The 19720-nt window shown below is 55.2% G+C and carries 14 protein-coding genes and 5 pseudogenes; 3 read left to right on the forward strand and 16 right to left on the reverse strand.

All coding sequences use genetic code 11. The features are described from left to right. The 8 genes and pseudogenes from JJB74_RS34030 to JJB74_RS27985 form a co-directional block, all read right to left on the reverse strand. Positions 1–127 (reverse strand): annotated as a pseudogene (locus tag JJB74_RS34030) (transposase); the annotation flags it as partial. A gap of 73 nt (positions 128–200) precedes the next feature. Continuing rightward, positions 201–1679: a group II intron reverse transcriptase/maturase gene (ltrA, locus tag JJB74_RS27950; protein WP_200597736.1), complete on the reverse strand. Its 1479-nt coding sequence runs from the start codon at positions 1677–1679 to the stop codon at positions 201–203. Between the two features lie 356 nt (positions 1680–2035). Then, positions 2036–2308: pseudogene (locus JJB74_RS33520) on the reverse strand (transposase); the annotation flags it as partial. A 704-nt stretch (positions 2309–3012) separates the two neighbouring features. Then, a pseudogene (locus JJB74_RS27960) lies at positions 3013–4163 on the reverse strand (ABC transporter substrate-binding protein). Positions 4164–4235: 72 nt separating this feature from the next. After that, positions 4236–5897, reverse strand: a complete 1662-nt coding sequence (locus JJB74_RS27965) for an FAD-dependent oxidoreductase (RefSeq protein ID WP_234484931.1) — start codon at positions 5895–5897, stop codon at positions 4236–4238. Positions 5898–6085: 188 nt separating this feature from the next. Next, on the reverse strand, positions 6086–7096 hold the full coding sequence (locus JJB74_RS34035; RefSeq protein WP_325170191.1) for a Dabb family protein: 1011 nt from the start codon (positions 7094–7096) through the stop codon (positions 6086–6088). Further along, positions 7093–8166: a maleylacetate reductase gene (locus JJB74_RS27980; RefSeq protein WP_200597740.1), complete on the reverse strand. Its 1074-nt coding sequence runs from the start codon at positions 8164–8166 to the stop codon at positions 7093–7095. The genes JJB74_RS34035 and JJB74_RS27980 overlap by 4 nt, the downstream gene beginning before the upstream one ends. Positions 8167–8168: 2 nt before the next feature. Next, a complete protein-coding gene (locus JJB74_RS27985) occupies positions 8169–9035 on the reverse strand; it encodes an intradiol ring-cleavage dioxygenase (protein ID WP_200597742.1) in 867 nt (288 codons plus the stop codon). A gap of 126 nt (positions 9036–9161) precedes the next feature. Here JJB74_RS27985 and JJB74_RS27990 point away from each other — a divergent pair, with 126 nt between their 5' ends. Then, positions 9162–10076: a LysR family transcriptional regulator gene (locus JJB74_RS27990; protein WP_200597744.1), complete on the forward strand. Its 915-nt coding sequence runs from the start codon at positions 9162–9164 to the stop codon at positions 10074–10076. 464 nt (positions 10077–10540) lie between these two features. After that, positions 10541–11682, forward strand: a protein-coding gene (locus tag JJB74_RS27995; RefSeq protein WP_200597746.1) for an IS3 family transposase whose coding sequence is annotated in 2 segments (ribosomal slippage) — positions 10541–10793 and positions 10793–11682 — 1143 coding nt in all. Because the reading frame shifts where the segments join, the coding sequence is not laid out codon by codon here. 27 nt (positions 11683–11709) lie between these two features. Here the strand turns inward: JJB74_RS27995 and JJB74_RS34235 are convergent. The 5 genes and pseudogenes from JJB74_RS34235 to JJB74_RS28020 form a co-directional block, all read right to left on the reverse strand. After that, positions 11710–11880 (reverse strand): annotated as a pseudogene (locus JJB74_RS34235) (hypothetical protein); the annotation flags it as partial. Between the two features lie 146 nt (positions 11881–12026). After that, entirely contained in the window at positions 12027–12137 is a 111-nt protein-coding gene (locus JJB74_RS34240) for an SDR family NAD(P)-dependent oxidoreductase (RefSeq protein ID WP_200597748.1), read from the reverse strand. Positions 12138–12158: 21 nt separating this feature from the next. Continuing rightward, positions 12159–12617 (reverse strand): MarR family winged helix-turn-helix transcriptional regulator, encoded by a 459-nt coding sequence (locus tag JJB74_RS28010; RefSeq protein WP_200597750.1) that lies wholly within the window; start codon positions 12615–12617, stop codon positions 12159–12161. 37 nt (positions 12618–12654) lie between these two features. Beyond that, positions 12655–13824 carry an ABC transporter substrate-binding protein gene (locus JJB74_RS28015; RefSeq protein ID WP_200597752.1) on the reverse strand — a complete coding sequence of 390 codons (1170 nt, stop codon included), beginning with the start codon at positions 13822–13824 and terminating at the stop codon, positions 12655–12657. Positions 13825–13894: 70 nt separating this feature from the next. Next, entirely contained in the window at positions 13895–15511 is a 1617-nt protein-coding gene (locus JJB74_RS28020; protein WP_200597753.1) for a flavin-containing monooxygenase, read from the reverse strand. A 741-nt stretch (positions 15512–16252) separates the two neighbouring features. Here JJB74_RS28020 and JJB74_RS28025 point away from each other — a divergent pair. Next, positions 16253–16471 (forward strand): annotated as a pseudogene (locus JJB74_RS28025) (transposase); the annotation flags it as partial. Here JJB74_RS28025 and JJB74_RS28030 read toward each other — a convergent pair. From JJB74_RS28030 to JJB74_RS28040, 3 genes are all read right to left on the reverse strand, one after another. Then, the gene (locus tag JJB74_RS28030; protein WP_200597869.1) at positions 16457–16594 is read right to left on the reverse strand and encodes a hypothetical protein; all 138 of its coding nucleotides are present in this window, start codon (positions 16592–16594) and stop codon (positions 16457–16459) included. The pseudogene JJB74_RS28025 and the gene JJB74_RS28030 overlap by 15 nt on opposite strands. A gap of 169 nt (positions 16595–16763) precedes the next feature. Beyond that, positions 16764–18143: a hypothetical protein gene (locus JJB74_RS28035; RefSeq protein ID WP_200597755.1), complete on the reverse strand. Its 1380-nt coding sequence runs from the start codon at positions 18141–18143 to the stop codon at positions 16764–16766. 513 nt (positions 18144–18656) lie between these two features. Next, positions 18657–19205 (reverse strand): H-NS histone family protein, encoded by a 549-nt coding sequence (locus JJB74_RS28040; RefSeq protein ID WP_200597757.1) that lies wholly within the window; start codon positions 19203–19205, stop codon positions 18657–18659. Between the last annotated feature and the right edge of the window lie 515 nt (positions 19206–19720).

Raw genomic sequence — 19720 nt, forward strand, 5'->3', positions numbered from 1 at the left:
CCGCTTCGATACTTTGCGCCAGCAATTCTTCCACCCCGGCTTCGCCAATGCGCTTGCGCCAGCGCGACAGGCTGGACGGATCAATCGGCGGCTCGGTCTGCAGATAGGTTTCTCCCGTGAAGACCTGATCGCGGTAGGAACGCCGGTTACCCGGCACCCCCCGCACAGATCCCGGCGTGCGCAATTCACGCACCGGGCTCTTACCTTGGGTGTTTGACGGCAAAGCGACGCTCCGGCCAAGGATGAAGGATTTCCGCTCGCGGCAGCCACTCAGTGCCAAGTCGCTCCATGCGTTCCCACGTCATGCCGTCTTTCTGGCTTCGTCGCTGTAGCGTGCGTCGCCAGAGCTTCATAACGTTGTGACGGAAGGACTGTAGTGCATGGATATTCATCGGCACTGCATGGTAGGCAAAGTACCCTCGCACCACCTGAGCGAGCCATGTCCCTTGAACCGGGATGGGCTCGTGCATCCGCTTGCGCAGTTGCTCCTTGATGTCCCTGAGTTTCGCCCGCATACGATCTGCACGGCTTTTACGGCGCAACATGAACGTGCCGCGCCGTGACTTGCTGCAGACGTGGGTAAACCCCAGAAACGTAAAGGTCTCCGGTTTGCCAAGACCACGCTCTTGCCGCCGTTCAGCCGCATAGCGGCCAAACTCCAGCAATCGGGTCTTGTCCGGATGAAGTGTGAGTGCGAATTGCGCTAACCGCTCGCGCATCGCGTCCCAGAACCGCCGACCGTCCGCTTCGTACTGAAAGCCTACGACAACATCATCGGCGTACCGCACTATGATGACCTTGCCTTTGGCTTCCCGCCGACGCCAACGGTTTGCCCAGAGATCGAAGACGTAGTGCAGGTACACATTCGCGAGTAGTGGTGAAGCCACTGCCCCCTGGGGTGTACCCAGCTCACTGACGCTCAGTTCTCCGTCGTTCAGAACGCCCGCCTTGAGCCACTTCTGCACAAGGCGGATGATGCGTGTATCGCCGATCCGGTGCTCCATGAAGCGGACCAGCCATTCCTGGTTCACCGCGTCGAAAAAGCCCTGGATATCAGCGTCGAGAATCCAGTTCACAGGCGTAGTCGTGATCCCTGTTGCCAGAGCGTCGAGCGCATCGTGCTGACTGCGTCCAGGTCGAAATCCATACGAGAATCCGAGGAAGTCTGTCTCGTAGACTGCGTTGAGGATTTCCACGACAGCGCGCTGGACGATCTTATCTTCCAGCGCGGTTACGCCCAGCGGGCGCTGCTTGCCGTCAGCCTTCAGGATGAACCGTCGTCTGACCGGCAGCGCCCGGTATGCGCCACTGTGTATCCGAGTATGCAGGTCCCGGAGATGCCCTTCCAGGTTGCCTTCATAATCCGTCCACGTCTGTCCATCGACGCCTGGGGCTGCCTTACGCCGGAGCGCATAGAATGCCTGTTCCAGGAACTCGACAGTGACGTGGTGCAGCAGTGCGGTGAACCGTTCCTTCCTCCGTTGCTTTGCTGCTTGCCGTACGCGTTCCAGCTTCTGGGACACGCTTTCCCGGTTCTGCGCCCGGCGCGTGCGTTGCTGGTTCGCGTTTCCCTCGGTCCCCGCCCTTGGCTCTGCCCACTCCGCAGCCGGCATGCCGACCTTGTTCGCAGGCTTCTTCGCTACTATGGCGGAGTCTGACTTCTCTCGTCCGTACATCATCGGCTTCGGCTCCTCGCCTTCCCGATGCGGACCTGCCCATTACGGCGGCAGGCCAGCCGAGAGATCTCCCGGTTTCCGCGCAAGGCGCTTACATGCATGCCAGGGTCTTCGACCACGCCGGACCGCCGGGCGCTAGCGATAGCGCGCCCGTACGTATTGCCTTCCGCATACTGGAGTACGTCGGCATCCGGGAAATAAACCATTTCGTGGCTCCATGGCTGGCCTACATGCACCCCTACCGACGCTTCGCAGCCGCCCTCACGGACGACCACGCACGGCTCGGGGCCGATGTGGTTCGCTACACCTTCATCGCAGTGGACTTTCACCACCTGCACCTTGCCGGTCTCCCGGCGCACCCAATACGGGTTTTCGACCCAGCCCCACACCACTTCTTCATCAGACAGATCGAAGGTGTGCTGTAGATAAAGCAGGCCTGCAATCAGTCGGGGGCGCAACGGTGGACGACGATGTCTGGGCCCCATGGCCTCATGGGCAACACGCTCGATGGCATTCCAATCAATCAGCTTGGCCAGCACGATCAGAGGATGGCGCGCATTCAGGTGTTCCAGCAGGGGGAAGTCTTGCCGCTGTGATGCGCCTGGCGTTCCGGAATGATGACGCGGAGCCATGATGACCTCATCAGAATTTGCAGGAAACCGCGTATGACAAGCGTCGTTCCCTGCAAATTCCGCACGCCGATTTCATGTCTCAGCACGCATGGCCATTGGGTGAAAACAGTTTTTCAGCGCCGACTATCTAATGCGATACGAGCTAACCGGTACTTGAATTGAGCTTCTAGAGGCGCGTGCCTGAAAAACGGACAGCTGCAGCAGGCATTAAGGAGACGAAGAATCTTCTGGTATCACTGCATTTCGGACAACCGGACACCTACATCGTGCTTACAGTTTGGGTCGAGGGTGTGTAAAAACGCTCAGTCCCGCTGACGCCGATACGAGATATCAGGCAAGGGCGAAGACGGGACACTACATGTTGGGGCCTGCCGTCGTTATTTTTGTGTTTTGACACAGCCCCGGTCGAATGCGGTCTTTATACTTCGTCAGCAATCGGCTAGGAACAGTCATAGAGTGAATAAAAGTAAAGGGCCCTGTGAAAACGACAGCGCGCACATCTCTATGACGGAGTATCGTGTCCGCCTACATGAAGGCCTTTCTACTTCGGTGTGTCCCGCTTCATTTTTGCTGCGGTGAAAGGAGCAATTAAGAAAAGCAAAGCTTAGTTAATGGCGCGCAGTTTCGGGATGAAAGAGTCACCCAGACCGGCCCTGCCCCGGTCTTCATGAAGCAGCAAATAAGGCAGCCATGAAGTGCCCGCGTTACTTTCCGGGATCCTTTACGTCAGGAAACCTATCGAACTCAACGTTATATAGCTCATTGCCGACCTTTTCTACTTTGCGGATATAAACTGTTTGGATCACGTCACGGGTTGCCGGATCAATGCTGATCGGGCCGCGTGGGCTACTGATCTTCATGCCTTTAAGTATCGCCATCGCCTTGTCGCCGTCGATCTGACCATTCGTCTTTTTCACCACTTCATAAATGGCTTGCATGCCATCATAGGCGCCGACAGCCATGAAATTCGGGCGTCCCGCGTTCGGATTTGCCTGTGCAAAGGATGTAAGGAAGGCTTTGTTCTCCGGCGAGCCATGGGCGGCTGAATAATGAAAACTAGTAATGACTCCCAACGTAACGTCTCCCATCGCATCGAGGACGTGGTCATCCGTGAGATCGCCGGTGGCAATCACCTTGATGCCGCCGGCGGCAAGGCCGCGCTCATGATAGGCTTTCATAACGGCGACGCTCTGTTCCCCCGCCGGGATGAAGATAAAGATTGCGTCTGGCTTTGCATTTTTCACCCGCAACATGAACGGTGCGAAGTCAGGACTTTTCAGGGGCACCCTGATGGATTCCAGTACCTTCCCGCCACCAGCAGTGAAAGTGCTCTTGAACGCGGACTCGGAGTCGATGCCGGGACCAAAGTCGGAAACCAGCGTTACCACGCGCTTGATGCCGTTCTTCAGCGCCCAGGTCGCCATCGGCGCGGATACCTGCGGCAGCGTCATCGATACGCGCACGATGTAATTCGATTTCGTGGTGATAACCGAGGCTGCAGCGTTCATGATGATCATCGTGCAACGGCCAGAGCCTCCGGCGTCAGTCCGAAACCGGCGAGAAAATCCACTTTGTTGCGCACGACTAGTTCTTGCGCAAGACGCTTGGCGATTTCAGGCATGGGTCCGGTGGTGTCGCGGGTAATCACCTCGACCTTCTTGCCGGCAACCTTGTCGCTATGTTGTTTCATGTAAGCCTTGATGCCGCCTTCCATCTGCTTGCCATAGTCGGCGAAGGGACCGGAGAAGGGGGCGATCAGGCCTATCTTGATCGTTTCCTCTGCGAACGATGGAACCGCTGCGATGCCGAGGGCACCGAACAAGGCAACAGCACGGAAAATGCTCTTGAGCTTCATGGTTTTTTGTCTCCTTTTTTTGGGCTAACGTGTTTTTGCGACATTGCCGCATCTGCGGTTCAATGTGCTTTGTTATGCATCCCATCCGGTAAGCCTACGAAGGATGCCATCGGCGGCGTCTGCCGAACTGCCACGCCAGCCAACGATCTGATCCGGCCTGATTAGCGCCAGATCTGCCTCGTACAGATCGCGCGCCGCCTGCTGCGGTAGGTCGACGACCTTTAAGGACAGTCCCAGACGCTGTGCCGCTGCGCTGAAGGCGTCGGAAGAAGGGGGATGCGCCCCGAGGCACAGCAGCGTCCATTCGAACCCGAAGACGTCGTACAGCGAGCGCCCGTCTCCGATCCAAAGATGTGGTGGGCGGCCGCCGGGGCAGGCGGTTGGGATGTAGTTGTTGGCGGTGTCCGGCGGCGGCGCCGTGCCATCACCAACAATCGCGGGGGAGCCGTCGTAGCGGCCACCGAAGGTAATGCCCGGAATATTGAATTCCTTGCGCCCGTGGCTGGCGAGATACTCGCCCGCCTGCGCACGGGCGGTTTCGCCGGCAGGTGAATCGTCCTCGATCTCCGCTGCCGGCGCATAGTGCCCCAGTGAATCGGCGAAGCCACGCGCATAGCTGGTGTTGCGCACGGCAAGCGGTCGGCGTTCCAATTCGTAGCTGTCAAGCAGTTGAGGCGAAGCCTGCCCCTTGAGCACTGCGGCGAGCTTCCATGCCAGATTGACGGCATCCTCTACCGCCGTGTTGTAACCTAGGCCGCCGGTCGGCGTGAACAGATGCGCGGCATCTCCGCCAATGAAAATGCGCCCCTTGCGGAAGTGGTCCGCCACCAGGCAATGTCCGGCAGTCCAGCCGCCACGCGACAGAACATCGGCCGGGATCGGGGCACCGCATGCAGCCTGGAACATCGCACGGGCGTCATCTTCAGTGATGCGCTCTTCGTCTTCGTGAGCGCGAAGCTGTGTATGGAAGGCGAATTCTCCTCTGCCGTCGACGGCGGCCATGAACGCGCGCCGTTCTTGATTGAAGCTGACGTTCATCCACGCGGGCGCATGCGGCACCATCTCATAGAAAGCTGGCGCCCGCAGGTAGATGGCGTACATGCGCCCACCCATAAAATCGCGCCTGATTCCAGTTTCACCGGTATAGCGAAAGCCCAGATGTTGGCGTATCGCACTGCGCGCGCCATCGGCTCCGAGCAAGTACGCGCCGCGGAGGGTTTCGCACGGGCCGCCGTTAGACGGCTCGACGTCGATTTCGACATGGTCGTCCATGTCACGGCAGGCCACCATGCGCCAACCGTAGTTGACCGAGACGCCGGGGAGCTTTTCCGCTTGCCGTCGCAGCTCTGCCTCGACGAATTTCTGCGAAACGCGATGTGGCAGTTCTGCTGCGCTCCAGGCACCCGACAGTCCAGTCACTGCCTTCGTCGCCTCGCGCGCGGACGGAAGCTTGAAGCGGCCGAGTTCATGCCGTGCGAACCGCGTAAAGTAAGCGATATCGGTGGGAAAGTCAGGAGGCAGGCCCGCTTTGCGGATCTCCAAGGCGAAGCCGAGGCGCCGGAAGTGTTCCATCGTACGGGCCTGGGTGGCATTGGCCTGCGGATTAAAGGCCGTGCCGGGCTTTTCATCCACTATCGTAACGCTCACGCCACGCCGCCCCAGCTCGTTCGCCAGCATCAGGCCACAGGGCCCGCCGCCGACGACAAGAACATCGCTTTCACGCGGTAACATCATGTCCCCTCATTTGATCATCGAATTTGGCCGTGACGATGTCCGCTTCCGTCATGAAACCCGGTTTGCATGACACATGCCATGCCGGTGCCGGAGCGAAGTAGACTCATCAACTGTCCTCTTCTTTAGTTTTAGCTTTTATGCGGAACCGCCCGTGTGGCACCAAGGAGGCAAGTCGCCACTGCAAAGTTTTACAGCCCGCTTTCAACCGGTGTCTCATCGAATGCCGAGGCATCACCACTGAGCCATTTTTCTCCGCGACGGTACAGCGCCTGCACAACCGCTCCCGCCAACTCAGGCATGTCTCGTTTGATCTTGAATCCGAGGCGCGATTGTAAATAGGCGAGATGCCGGTAGCCGTTCGGGAACTGCTTCAATAGCTCCTGATCGAGCTGCAATTGCACGTCTGGATCAAGCGGGTCCATGCGGTCCTTTTCATAAATGGGTTGCCGACGGACGATGCGCCATTCCTCATTCCCATCGATATTGCGCAATTCGAAGAAGTCGTAGAAGCTGCCGGTGCACAAGACGTCGACCTGTACGCCGTCAACCTCAGCGCGCTGGCTGATGGTCATCTTTGTCTGAGCGATTGCGCGTTTTCCGCGCACGTCTACGCTGGTACCGCCCAAGAAATGGAGAATCGAAACGCCGTTTTCGAATCCCCTGCGGCTAACTTCGATGAATTTTGATGCAGGGCCTTGGAACCATGTGGCCGACATCCAGCCATCTTCATGCCAGACGGTGTGGAACCGCTCCCAAAATCCCGCATCGCGCCATACAGCCCAGTTCTGTACCACTTCCGCGATGCGCAGCTTGTGTTCGAATTCATTCATGGAGTTTTCCTTTTCGTCAAAAACCATCCCTTTGCGAGGTTCTTCGCAAATTGGCTCGCTGCCATCAAATGTGGGGTAATCGACTTGGTGACGTGCCGTGCGCAACCCTTCCAGCCTGCGCCTTATTGCGACGTGCTCGGGGTGGCTCGCGTAGGCGTCGAGCGACGCCTGGGAGGAAAATTCGCTATACAGTACGACATCGCAGGCATACTCAACACCACTGGCGTCGACTCCTACCTCGACATGGAGCAGTCCAGGGATCTTGCCGCGCAACCCTTCAAACAAAGCTTTGACCAGAGTCGCCACTTCCCGCTTCTTCTCAGCGGTCTCGCCCTGGAGATCCCACATCACAATGTGCCGTACTTTCATGGCGCTTCCGACGCAGCCGGCCGCCGTCCGTGGAACGCGTCGTCGAGCAGCCGTCGCAAGGCTGCCTTTTCCAAGGGCCGTGGATTTGCGTAAGCGTTTTGCATGGCGATTTCAACACAGCGGTCAATTTCACCTTCCGGCATGCCGATTTCTTTCAGCGACAGCGGGGCATTTAGAGCTTTAGCCAAGTCGTACACGGCCTGAGAGGCATTGGCGCCGCCCAGGGCCTTGGCAATGCGTTTCATCGCGTCCGGCGCTGCGGCGGCGTTGTAGGCCAGCGCATGCGGCAGCACCACCGTGTGCGTTTCTGCATGCGGCAGGTTGTAGGTTCCGCCGAGCGTATGGCAGAGCTTGTGGTGCAGGGCCATGCCAACGCTGCCAAGCACCGTACCGCAGAGCCACGCGCCGTACAGGCACTGGCTGCGCGCCTCCATATCCGATGGATTAGCGAGGACTGCTGGCAAGCCTTGTGCCAGTGCACGGATGCCTTCTTCCGCGAAGAGCGAGATGATGGGGTTGGCGTCCTGCGCATACAGGCCTTCGGCCGCATGGGCGATCGCATTGATGCCGCTGGTTGCCGATAGGGACGTCGGCAATCCCACGGTCAGCTCGGGATCGTAGATGACCGTCTTCGGCAATACACGCATGTCGCGCCCGGTCTTCTTCAGGCCGGCCTCGGTGATGCCGTAAATTGGCGTCATTTCGCTGCCAGCGTAGGTAGTCGGAATGGCCAGGATGGGCAGCGGCGATTCCAGGGCGATTGCCTTGCCGAGACCGGTGGTCGAGCCGCCGCCGATGGCGATGGCGCAATCGGCATTAACTTGGCGCGCGAGTTCGCGTGCTTGCCTTGCGGTTTCAATCGGGACGTGCATGACAGCACGATCGAAAATGCCGGCACAACGTTCGCCGATCATGGCCGCGACGTGATCGGCATCGGCCCGCTGTTCCGGCGTGGAGAGCACTATTGCACGGCCCGCGCCAAGTAGGTCGATCTCGCGGATCACATGACGCAGGCTTCCAGCGCCGAAGATGACCCGGCTAGCCGGGCTGCTGTAGATGAAGTCCTGCATGTTTAGCCTTGTACCGGGTTGAGAACGAAATCGAAATCGAGCGTGTAGAACGGTGTTTCCATGCGGGTGTCGTCGGGCGCTGCGCCCGGCTCATGCAGTACCCAGTCGGCAATGAGGGTAGAGCGCACGCCAAACACGGCATCGGAATCGAGATACTTGTCGCCGTTGCGGAATACATGGGTAATCAGGGTTGCGTAGCCATCCGCTTGGATCCTGAAGTGCAGGTGCGCCGGCCGCCAGGGATGGCGTCCCAGTGCCTGCAGCATGCGGCCCACAGGCCCGTCGTGCGGAATGGGATACGGATTGGCGACAATGGTGCGGAAGTAATATTCGCCGTTGGGTCCGCTATACAGGGTACCCCTCGCACGGTGCTCGTCAGACTCCGCATACTGGACATCGTAGAAACCGTCTTCGTCGGCTTGCCAAACTTCCAGCTTCGCATTCGGTACCGGCCTGCCGTCGATGCCACGAACAAAGCCGTGCACGAAGCAAGGCTCCCCCTTCGCACCATTGGATATGTCCGCACCAAGCGGGTATTCGGGCGAGCTCTCGACATGGAAGGGTCCAAACACGGTCGACTCAGTGCAGCCGGGCGGTTTCCGGTTTTGCTGTGCCGTTACCAGCATCGACAGGCCGAGAGTATCAGACAGCAGGATGAACTCCTGACGTATGTCGGTCGTGACGTGGCCGGTGTCAGTGAGAAATCTGATGCCGGCGAACCATTCCTCCTCAGTCAGCTTCACTTCGCGCGCAAATGCGTGCAGGTGCTGCACTAGGCTGGTGATGATTTCCCTTAGTCGCTCGTCGGACATGCCCGCATGGCGCGCGAGCACGGCTTGGGTAATGGTGTCTTCGTCCAAGTTACGCATGTCTCTTCCACGGTGGATCTAATCGGATTTTTTCTCTTTGGAAGACTATAAGTCGCGCATTTGTGGAAAGATATGTCAAAACTGAAAAAGTGTTTTCCGCTAAGTGGAAAAGAGGAGAGGTAAAGGGTGGATCGCTGGAGCCAATTCGAGCTTTTTGTACAAGTGGCAGAGCTGAGCAGCCTCTCAAAGGCGGCCGAAGCGCTTGACATATCGAACGCGGCGGCGAGCCGTGCCCTTGCCTCACTGGAGGAACGCCTCAATGCCCGCCTAGTGGAGCGGAATACGCGGCGCGTTTCACTGAGCGAGGCAGGGCAAGATTTCTACCGGCACTGCAAGGCAGTGTTAAACCAAATGAAGGAAGCGGAGGCGGCCATCAATGCCGTAACGCTCGCACCGACGGGAACCTTGCGGGTGACGTCTTCGCTGTCGTTTTGCATGAGACACATCGCGCCGCTCTTGCCTGAATTCAACAGGCGCTATCCCGATCTCACGTTAGAGATAGTTGCCGCCAACAGGTATTTCGACTTGCTCGACAGCGGTATCGATCTAGCGATCCGCACGCGGGAATACGAGTCGGACTCGGACATTACGGTACGTAAGCTGGCTTCCACCAGAAGAATTTTGGCTGCTTCGCCAGCCTACTTTGCGACGCATGGCAGACCTGAAACGCTGGAAGATTTGGTGCAGCATAAACTGCTGATCTATAGCTACGCAAATAATCCGTATGAATTGCGTTTCACCAAGGATGGCGATACACAGGTCGTTGTGGTGAAGAGTGTAATGCAATCCAATGACGGACAGATCATTCGTGCCGCCGCATTGGAAGGGTTGGGCATCTTGGTCCAACCGAACTACATCATTTATGACGACATCGTCGCTGGCCGTTTGGTGCCAGTTCTGAATGACTGGGACCTTCCAAGGCTGACGATCAATCTTGCCTATCAGAGCCGTAAACATTTGCCGGCCAAGGTGCGCGTCTTCATTGATTTTCTCGTTCAGCACTTCAACGAGATGGATTTCGAGCGAAGGTGGACGAAGTAAGGGAGTCTATTCAGCGTCGAGCTATTGTGCATATTTCGACGACTCTGCTAGGGACTTATCGTTACTTTGTTGACTCTTTAGAGTTTCGGGAACATATGGGCAAGAAGTACGACCGCCGCGTCAAGCTCTTGCCTGTGTCCCCTGCACCTGGCCAACTGATAGTGAGCTCAACAGGGTTTAGTACACATAGAAGATCTTATGAAACTGCAGCTTTGAAGCCGCAATACCATCGTTGCGGGGTGAGAATCCTAGTGCCATATAGCACCAAATCTCTTATGCCAAATTCTTCGGCATGCAGTAAATGTTTTGGGGGTTGAAATTCGAAAAGGAGCTAGCCCAAAGTTGGCCCTGGTTATATTCTGAAAATATAGTGGTTGGAGCGGCTGATCCTGTCCTAAGAAATCGTACCGATCCAAAGTAGAATTTTCCGGCGTGTTTTTCCCTGATGAGGCAGGAGGCATGCCATGAAGAAGAGCAAGTTTACGGAGCAGCAAATCGCGTTTGCGCTTAAGCAGGCGGAACTGGGTACCCCGGTCGAAGAAGTGTGCCGCAAGGTCGGCATCAGTGATGCCACGTTTTACAACTGGAAGAAGAAATACGGTGGTCCGACGCCATCCGGGATGCGTCGCTTGCGCCAGTTGGAAGAAGAGAACACCAAGCTCAAGAAGCTGGTAGCGGATCCGTCGTTGGATAAGGCGATGCTGCAGGACGTGCTGTCAAAAAAGCTTTGAAGCCTTCCCGCATGCGCAGCCTGATCGACGAACTGCGGGACCGTCATCGGGCCAGCCTGACACAAACCTGTGCGCTGTTTTGCGTGTCGCGCTCGGTGTATGGCTATCGGCTCGTGGCGCGGGATGCCTCGGCGCTGACGCTGCGCATTAGGGAGATTGCAGCCGCACGCGTGCATTACGGCTACAACCGCGTGCACATGATGCTGCGGCGGGAAGGCTGGCGAGATAACGTGAAGCGCGTCTATCGGCTCTACAAGCACGAAGGCTTGTCACTGCGTTTCAAGCGGCCCAAGCGCAATAAGGCGGCGCGATTGCGCCAGCCAAAGCAAACGGTGACGGCGATGAACCAGATCTGGAGCATGGACTTCGTGGCGGACGCATTGTTCGATGGGCGTCGCCTGCGGGCACTGACGGTGGTCGACAACTACACGCGCGAGAGCCTGGCCATTGGATTGGGCCAGAGCTTGAAAGGAGAAGACATGGTGCCCACGCTACGACGCATTAGCGCCCTGCGTGGGCTACCGGGCACGATCAAGGTCGATAACGGTTCCGAATTCGTTTCTAAGGCCATGGACAAATGGGCTTATGAGCATCACGTCGAACTCGACTTCAGCCGGCCCGGCAAGCTGACGGACAACGCCAAGGTGGAAAGCTTCAATGGGCGCTTCCGGCAGGAATGCCTGAATGCCCATTGGTTCATGTCGCTGGACGACGCCAGGCAGAAGATCGAGCAGTGGCGGCAGCACTATAATGAGACGCGTCCCCACTCCGCGCTGCAGTGGGCCACGCCCGCAGAATTCGCCCATCAGGCAAGGATGAAATCCTTGCCTGATGGGTCCATGGAGTCGGGAATTTCTATTGATGCCCGGTACTGATTCCGGGGGACGGTCAATTGAAGCGGTATTGGCAATTGATCCGCCCTGAGAGGCAATGACGGCCGGAATCTGGGCTCTCAGGCCGTAAAACACACCAGAGAGATTGATCGCCAACATCTGATCCCAGTCTTCAAGGGTGAACCCCGCAACGGGACGATAAATTTTGTCTGGCCCACTCTGATACCCGCGTTGTTGCAAGCGATATGAAGGCCGCCAAACGATTTTTGTGCTTGCGCCACAGCACGGTAATGATCTTCAGCAATTGCGGTGTCTAGTTTGTAAAGATCCGCGACTCCGCCTGCTATACGGATTAGCTCAACTGTCTCCTCGCCGCCGGGAACAAATCAGTCGGTGACCAGCACTTTAGATCCTTCACGAGCAAGCATTAATGCAATGGCCCTTCCTATGCCCAATGCCGCGCCTGTGACCAAAGCAACCTTGTTTGCCAATAGCATATCGTTTCCAGATTAGCTATTTCAGTCGTTTTTGTTTGGTGAGCTACCCACAGCGTCAACGGCTGGAAGATTGTTTAGGAGCCGATGCAGGAACTTGATCAATAACTCTCGTTCGGCTTGCGAGAACCCGCTGAGTAGTGCTTCTTCCCGAGCGAGCGCCGTTTCCAGAACAGCGGAATACATTTTTTTTCCTGCATCAGATGTCGCGTACTGTATTTTGCGTAACCCAAAAGGCCGCGATGTTACCAATCCCATGTTGTCGAGGTTAGTAAGGCTTCTGCTCACTGCGCCCTTATCTAGGCCGATCAACTGGCAGACTTCGGAAGCAGTCGACCAAGGATAAAGCTCTATGTAAGCGAGCACCCGCCAGTCAGTTACGCCAAGTTCGAACTTCTCGCGGTAGCGATGAGAGGCGCTGCTAGATAGCTTGTTGGAAACCCATACCAGGAGTGCTGGAACATAGCGATTTAGGTCAAGCATTGGTTCCGGAAGTCTGAAATTGATGAAGGGTCACATTCTATTGCCCTTCCTTGACATTGGTGAATGTATCAATGACGACGGGAACGTACTGGTTGCCCCTCTTCTCGATTTTGGCGACATACATATTCGCCACGGCATCCCTTGTTTCAGGGTCGATCGTCAAGTCACCACGCGGACTCTTGATCTTAATCCCTTTCATAGTTGCCATGACTTTTTCGGGATCGAGCTTACCGTCGAGCTTGCGAGCGACCTCGTAAATAACTGCCATACCATCGTACCCGCCGAGAGCAATAGCCCCTGGATTTTTCCCTGCGATTTTCAGGTATGCCGCTTTGTATTTCGCGTTTTCCTCATTATCCAGCGTATCGTAATACTGAATAGCATTCGTAATATGCACAGCGGTGTCGCCCATCGGTTTGATGTACTCTTCCGCAAGATCTGTCGTTGTCAGCAGTTTCATGCCAGTTTGCGGAAGGCCACGCTCGACAAAGTTCTTCATGAACGAAACCATGGGGTCGCCGGATGGCACAAACAAGAAGGCCGCATCGGCACCCGATTCTTTTAGGCGTTGAACATAAGGCGCGTAGTCTAGGTTTGCCAACGGCATCCGGGAGTTGCCAATAATTTTGCCGCCTAGGGATGTGAACGCTTTTTGAAAGGCGACTTCGCAATCAATCCCTGGAGCATAGTCTGAGACAACGGTATATACCTTACGCAGGCCGTTTTTGTACGCCCATTTCGCCATCGTAACGGAGGTTTGTGTATTGCTATACGAAACCCGTGTTAGGTAGGGTGACTTTGCAGTTAAGCCAGATGCTGCGGCAAGCATAACAATGGTCGGACGCTTTGCTTGGGTCGAAAGTGAAGCAACTGACAGGGCGTCTGGCGATAAGGCAAAACCGGCAAGAAAATCTACCCGTTCCCTGGTAACAAGTTCTTGCGCAAGCCGCTTCGCATTCTCGGGGGTGTTTGTAGTGTTATCACGGACAATGATTTCCACCTTTTTCCCTGCCACAGTGTCACCATAATTTGCCATGTATGCCTGCATCGAATGGTAAAACCCTTGACCATATAATGCGAACGTTCCTGACATAGGCGCAACGAGACCAATCTTTATGGCCTCCTGGGCAACTGCCGGCAGGCAGAAGAATGTAGCAAAGACGGACGTTGCCAAGATAAGTTTTAGTGTTTTTAATAGGTGTTTCATGATGTCTCCTTATATTTGTATGTTGGAATTTAGGGTGCATTAGTGAATCGATTAATTCCCTTTTCAACATTCAGGAAAAGACGAATCCGTCATAGTCTTTCTGCGCGACTTCTTCGATTATTTTGCGGTACGCCGGCACTCCTGCAACATAGGGCATGAAAATTCTCGGTTTGCCGGGGATATTTGCACCGACATACCAGGAATTTCCAACAGGATAAAGTGTACGGTTTGCAACCTCGTTGACATGATCCACCCACTTATCTTCAGCATTTCCGTCGGCTTCAACCCTGGCATAGCCACGTTCCCTGATTCGACTGATGCAGGCAGTTATCCAGTCTGCATGGGTTTCAATAGAGTGCACCATGTTACTTAGCACCGATGGGCTACCTGGTCCCGTGATGACGAACATGTTGGGGAAGCCGGATATCGCAAGCCCGAGATAAGTGCGCGGACCCTCCGCCCATTTGTCCTTTAATCGCTTGTCACCGATGCCACGTATATCAATCCGCATCAATGCCCCAGTCATTGCATCGAAGCCGGTCGCCAGAACAATCATGTCGAGCTCAAATTCACGTTCCTGCGTGCACAGACCGTGAGGCGTAATCTCCTTAATTGGGGATGCCTTGATATCAACCAACTCGACATTGGGTCGATTGAATGTCTCGTAATAATTCGTGTCGACACATAAGCGCTTGGTACCAAAGGGAAGATCAGGCTTCGGTATCAAGACCTCTGCTACTGCAGGATCTTGAACGATGTTTGTGATCTTCGAAGCAATGAACTCCGCTGCGTATTTATTTGCTGTTTTATCCCTAAGCAAATCTGAAAAGGCACGCAGCATGCGGAAACCGCCGCCTGCGCCACGCCAGCGAAACTCAAATTCGGCCTGACGTTCTTCACTGGAGACCTCAAGTGCCGAGACCTCGTTCGCACTCAGGTATTGGCCTGTAATGGCTTCTCGTCCCCTGGCTCTTCGCTCTTCATAGTGAGCCTTGACTTCCCTCGCGAGCTCTTTCGATACCGGCTCGTTTTGCGCGGGAACACTGTAATTGGCGGTGCGCTGAAATACTGTCAGGTGTGCTGCCTGTTCGGCAATGATGGGTACCATCTGTACTCCACTCGAGCCCGTGCCGATCACTCCAACTCTTTTCCCGGCAAAATGCACCGTTTCCTTTGGCCAAGCGTTACTGAAGTAAAGCTCGCCTTTGAAACTGTCGAGTCCATTAATGCTTGGTTTCTGTGGAATCGACAGACAACCGGTTGCCATAATGCAGAACGTAGATTCGAAAACTTCACCGCTCTCTGTCATCACGGTCCAGCAGTTAGTTGTTTCATTGAAGATGGCTTGCTGAACTCTAGTATTTAGCTGGATATCCTTGCGCAGATCAAAACGGTCCGCAACGTGGTTGATATAGCGAAGGATTTCTCCTTGTGGGGCATAGCGCTCCGACCACTCCCATTCCTGCTCAAGTTCCTTACTGAACGAATAAGAATAGTCAAAACTTTCGACATCGCATCGGGCACCGGGATAACAGTTCCAGAACCATGTTCCTCCGATGCCCTCACCCGCTTCTAGTACGCGAGCCGTAAGACCAATTTTTCGTAAGCAATATAACTGGTATAAGCCGGCGAATCCGGCCCCGACGATTACTGCATCGAACTTCTGTTTCGAATTGCTAGTAGCCATAGTCATCCTCGATCTCATATATTTTCTATTAGACAAGTCTAAAGCTCATCTTGCGCACTTACGAAGCCATGAAGTAGGTTGACTGCTCAACCTAATAACTCTCAGACTAATCACGCTTGGTTGATATGTCAACCTAAAAATCTATCTTTTATTGTGCTTCTGCGGGTTCGAAAAATTGATACCGTTGCTGTGAAGCACGCATAGCATCTGGGTATATAGATGGTAACGGTGCATTTCCTTGCGGCCAGTATGGTAGAAGCCCATATTCTTTACGCCTACTTGTATGCAAAGGGAGCAGTCAGCCGAAGCAGTTAAACCTTTACTTCTTCGTCGCGCAAAATCTTAAAGGGCCGGTCGTTTCAGGTTGCAAGAAGTCGGCTGTGCTGCAGCGTACGGATCGATTCGTTGAATGACTTTCCATCCATAGCCAATCTTTTTCTGGTCATAGCGAACGATTTGAGTGGAAGCGGCATGCCTTACGGCACCAAGAAGAATGAGTGGGGTTTGTAGATTCGGTTTTACAGAAGGAGTCGATGGCCTGCCCATTTTTCGGGTAGGGTAGATTGAGTTAGCTCGTGAGTGTCGGTTTGCACGCTCGGGCTGATAGCAGAGAATAGCGGGTTTCGGCGCTACCCAGTCACCTAGCGACAGTCCGCTATAAGCCATTTAGCTCTCGTCGCGGCTTTGTTGCGAGAATCAGGCAGCAAAGCACATCGGCCGCAGCTCGGGTAGGCTGGGCGCATGAAACCCGCCCCTAGCAAGTATCAAACCACGAACTGGAAGGTGTAGAAAGCGGCATTAAAGACGCGCGGCTCGCTGCTGATCTAGCTCGATTCGGCCATGAACTGGCACGGTCAGGCCAGCGGTAAGCGTGGACGAAATCCGACTTTCAGCGACGAAGCCATTAAATTCTGCCTGAGCATCAAGTGCCTGTTCAGCTTGCCGCTACGGCAGGCCATGTGCATGACCATTCTTCCGCATTAATCCTTTTTCCCATCCAACCTTTTGCAGCGTCGCGCTGACTTGCAACAGCAAGTCCCCGATATTAATGCGCTGCTGGCTTGCAGCAAGATCATGTTCCATAGCGGAGTCATTCCTTCGTACGCTATATGATATCTTTCACAAGAAGCTTACTGTCCCGTTGCTACCCGGGAACGAAGTCCATGGCGGCAAAGCCCATGGACGTCACGCCACATGGGCATGTTAACGATCCTCTCGCGAGTTTGGACAGCAGTTTGAACGGCATTCGCGTCTATGCCACACGCGGTGGCCATTTCGCTCGCTTCTTGCCATTGCCTTGCCGAGATATCTTGTCACCGCGCGGTCCGGCGGACCGTGGCCCAGTCTGCATGGAACTTGGATTGGCAAGCCAGGCATCGAGCTGCTCCCTGACGCGATCGACGCCGCCACGCAGCCAAACATAACGATACCCTAATGCCCGCTTGAGCAGCTCTTCAGTCACACGCGGCACTTCCTCCTTCAACCCAATGACGCGCTGGCAATTCTGGAATACCTCTGGACCATGAATGTCTTCCGCAGGCACGATAGAAAATCGGAGCTGCGGATACAGGAGTTGCAGATCTTCGTACTCGTGGTCGCGCGTCGCTACCAGGCCGATCATCGGCTTGAAGTCGCTGTTGGCTGAAGGCGGCAGCTTCGGATCGAACAGCGGCTGTACTTCCGCGGGAAAACTGTCCTCGTGATCCTCCGTCTCTATCGCATCGATCCGCCCTACTCTTGGATCATCGTTTGTCCTTCGGGACTGGCTATCGTTGCTTGGCCGCTGAGCGTTCCGCTGGGAGCGCACCTGCCCAAAGTGACGCGGCGCTCCTCTCTCTGCAGGTTGCAGCCGTGAAGTCAAATTGGAGAACACCTCTTGTCCCGAGAATGTCTGTACCAATGCTCGGGCGAATTCTTCACAAACCATTGCCACAAAAGGCCTAGCCAGCTCCGCCAGACTTGAGCCGGACTGTGACGCTCGCCTGGTCGACTGGTTGCCATGATCGTCTACGGAAGTGTAAGAATTGACATTCTCTCGAACGCGAGCTGACGTGTTGAGGGCATTGCTGCCGGACCGTGGCGCATCTTCTGCTCGTTGTCCCATCGCCTTCCACGATCGGGAAGCTTTGGCTTCCTGAATTCGGCGCACATCAGGTGCCCTGTTCTCCTCAGGCGTGTAGGCGTTCCCTACTTCATCGCTAACTTCTTTCGAAGCTGCCTGCCCTTCGGCAAACAGATCGCGGTTGGCAGTGTGGAACGAATGCGATTCCTCCACAGGCACATCGGACAAAGCTTGGCCCACGGCAGGCGTCGTGCCTCTGCCAGAGGCTTCTGTTGGCATGGGTGCGGCAGCAGGAAACAGATTCTCCTGTTGTCCCCTTTCGAACAATCCACGCAGTCGCGTACGAATCTGCTGAAATCCTTGGGCAATCGAGATTTGTTTTCGGCGCCGCTCTGCTGGCAAGATGTTCTGCGCTTCAAAGACGTCCTTCGCCTTGATGTCATTTACGCCCTCGGACGCCAGCGCGTGGGCCCCTTTCAACTGGTATAACTGGACAGCGATTTTGTTCCATTCGTCATCCGTCCACTTTATTGGGCTAGCATGGACTGATGTCGTAATATCCGTTGGCATGGCAAAGATTAAACCTATCTAAATGCTGATGAGCGTTGCGCTCAGAGCTTGGAATACAGCAGAGTGCATCCGCGCATTATAATTCCGCCATGGGATTTAATCTTCATCACCTCCTGTGCCAACCAATCGAATCACTGAAGTGCCTGCTTTTGACGCGGTCTTTGGTCCAAGAGCAAAAAGTTCTGCTGCGCCGCCTGCATGGACAACCAATTCGTGCCGATGACCTGCCGAAGGTCGACGCTAAACGGCATTCTGCAGTGCCGAAGCTTCGAAAAGACAAATAAAGCACTGGAGGGCCGTACTGTCCGGGGATGCCGTGCTTTGGTTGAATATACCCGTGTGTTCCGTATTCAATACGGCGATACGCTTGCCAGTCCTGAACTCTCATCATGGGCCGGGGTAGACAGCCTGGGTTTTCAAACCACATCAGCGATCGTTTTGTCGCTCCAGCGATCACCCGCTAGCCGTAGAAAGAAACATGGCGCCCTACCAGGATGGCAGCGCCATGACGGTTTAATGTACAGTGGACGATGTATTGCCTGCCTCGTGCTGAGTGGAGCTGGAGGAAATCAAATACTGTTCCGGCGCACCGGTAAACCATGCTGGGCGGCGTCCGCGGCCAGACCAGGTCTTATCGGAAAGCGGGTCTTTGTATTTCGCAGCAACCCTGCTCGTTTTCCTGCTTCTGGACATACCGGTGTTGGCCTTCTTTCCCTTCCCCGCCTTTGCTTCTTGTACCGATTCTGAACCAGCGTCGGATGTCTTATCCTCATGCACTCTGGCAGTCCGCTTCTTACCTGTGCTCGCCGTGACTGAACCCTCCTTGCGCTTGCGGCCCTTTTTCGCTATGCCGGTCGCTTCAGCAGCCATAAGCCTCGGCGCACCATTGCGACCGCCCTTGTACTCTTCGCTTAATGCCTTGCGCGAATTACCAACTGTATCGATTTGTTCGAGCGCTTTTTCCAAAACGTGCACTTGGTGTGCCCATAAATCAAGGACCTTCCGTGCATGATTTAGGTCAGCAAGTATCAAAGCGCGTGCCGACTGAAGATTACTAATCATCTTTGCTCCTTCCTTTAAAAGGCTATGTTCTCTACCATTCGTGCAGTTGTGACCACGATCGCATCAGTCGGGGACTAAAAAAGAAAGCGCTGCGAAACAGAGACCCACCTGAAACATTAGACCTATACTTCTTCCAACACGATAAAAATACTTCCATTTCTATGCGCGACGTCAATGCGCGTCGCCAAAACAAAAACACCTTACCGGTTACCCGGACGCAGCGAAGAGGTGTGACCGGCAAAGTTCCGCTACCCAACTGAATGGGCCTACACGACTTCTATCCGCTTCAGTCTGCAGTTAAAGTATTCAAAGCCGGCCTTCAAGTTGTCTTAACTCGCAAAGCCCTATCTCAGACGCCCGACCCCCTAGCCCCTCCATCACAACGATCTGAGTAATATTTTCCCTGCAAAGTATTGGCATGTTGATCAAGTCGCGAAAGTGATTCAGCCCAGAGTCCGGTATGTATCGCACTCGAACCAAAGGAACTGGAGCAGCACCCGTTGCGCACCGGTCTG

The sequence above is a fragment of the Noviherbaspirillum pedocola genome, assembly GCF_016632335.1.
GTDB lineage: Bacteria > Pseudomonadota > Gammaproteobacteria > Burkholderiales > Burkholderiaceae_D > Noviherbaspirillum_A > Noviherbaspirillum_A pedocola.

What these genes read in the sequence shown, in the direction of transcription:
- ltrA (WP_200597736.1), bottom strand. Translation starts at nt 1,679, where the DNA reads ATGATGTACGGACGAGAGAAGTCAGACTCCGCCATAGTAGCGAAGAAG.
- JJB74_RS27965 (WP_234484931.1), bottom strand. Translation starts at nt 5,897, where the DNA reads ATGATGTTACCGCGTGAAAGCGATGTTCTTGTCGTCGGCGGCGGGCCC.
- JJB74_RS34035 (WP_325170191.1), bottom strand. Translation starts at nt 7,096, where the DNA reads ATGAAAGTACGGCACATTGTGATGTGGGATCTCCAGGGCGAGACCGCT.
- JJB74_RS27980 (WP_200597740.1), bottom strand. Translation starts at nt 8,166, where the DNA reads ATGCAGGACTTCATCTACAGCAGCCCGGCTAGCCGGGTCATCTTCGGC.
- JJB74_RS27985 (WP_200597742.1), bottom strand. Translation starts at nt 9,035, where the DNA reads ATGCGTAACTTGGACGAAGACACCATTACCCAAGCCGTGCTCGCGCGC.
- JJB74_RS34240 (WP_200597748.1), bottom strand. Translation starts at nt 12,137, where the DNA reads ATGCTATTGGCAAACAAGGTTGCTTTGGTCACAGGCGCGGCATTGGGC.
- JJB74_RS28010 (WP_200597750.1), bottom strand. Translation starts at nt 12,617, where the DNA reads ATGCTTGACCTAAATCGCTATGTTCCAGCACTCCTGGTATGGGTTTCC.
- JJB74_RS28015 (WP_200597752.1), bottom strand. Translation starts at nt 13,824, where the DNA reads ATGAAACACCTATTAAAAACACTAAAACTTATCTTGGCAACGTCCGTC.
- JJB74_RS28020 (WP_200597753.1), bottom strand. Translation starts at nt 15,511, where the DNA reads ATGGCTACTAGCAATTCGAAACAGAAGTTCGATGCAGTAATCGTCGGG.
- JJB74_RS28030 (WP_200597869.1), bottom strand. Translation starts at nt 16,594, where the DNA reads ATGGAACATGATCTTGCTGCAAGCCAGCAGCGCATTAATATCGGGGAC.
- JJB74_RS28035 (WP_200597755.1), bottom strand. Translation starts at nt 18,143, where the DNA reads ATGCCAACGGATATTACGACATCAGTCCATGCTAGCCCAATAAAGTGG.
- JJB74_RS28040 (WP_200597757.1), bottom strand. Translation starts at nt 19,205, where the DNA reads ATGATTAGTAATCTTCAGTCGGCACGCGCTTTGATACTTGCTGACCTA.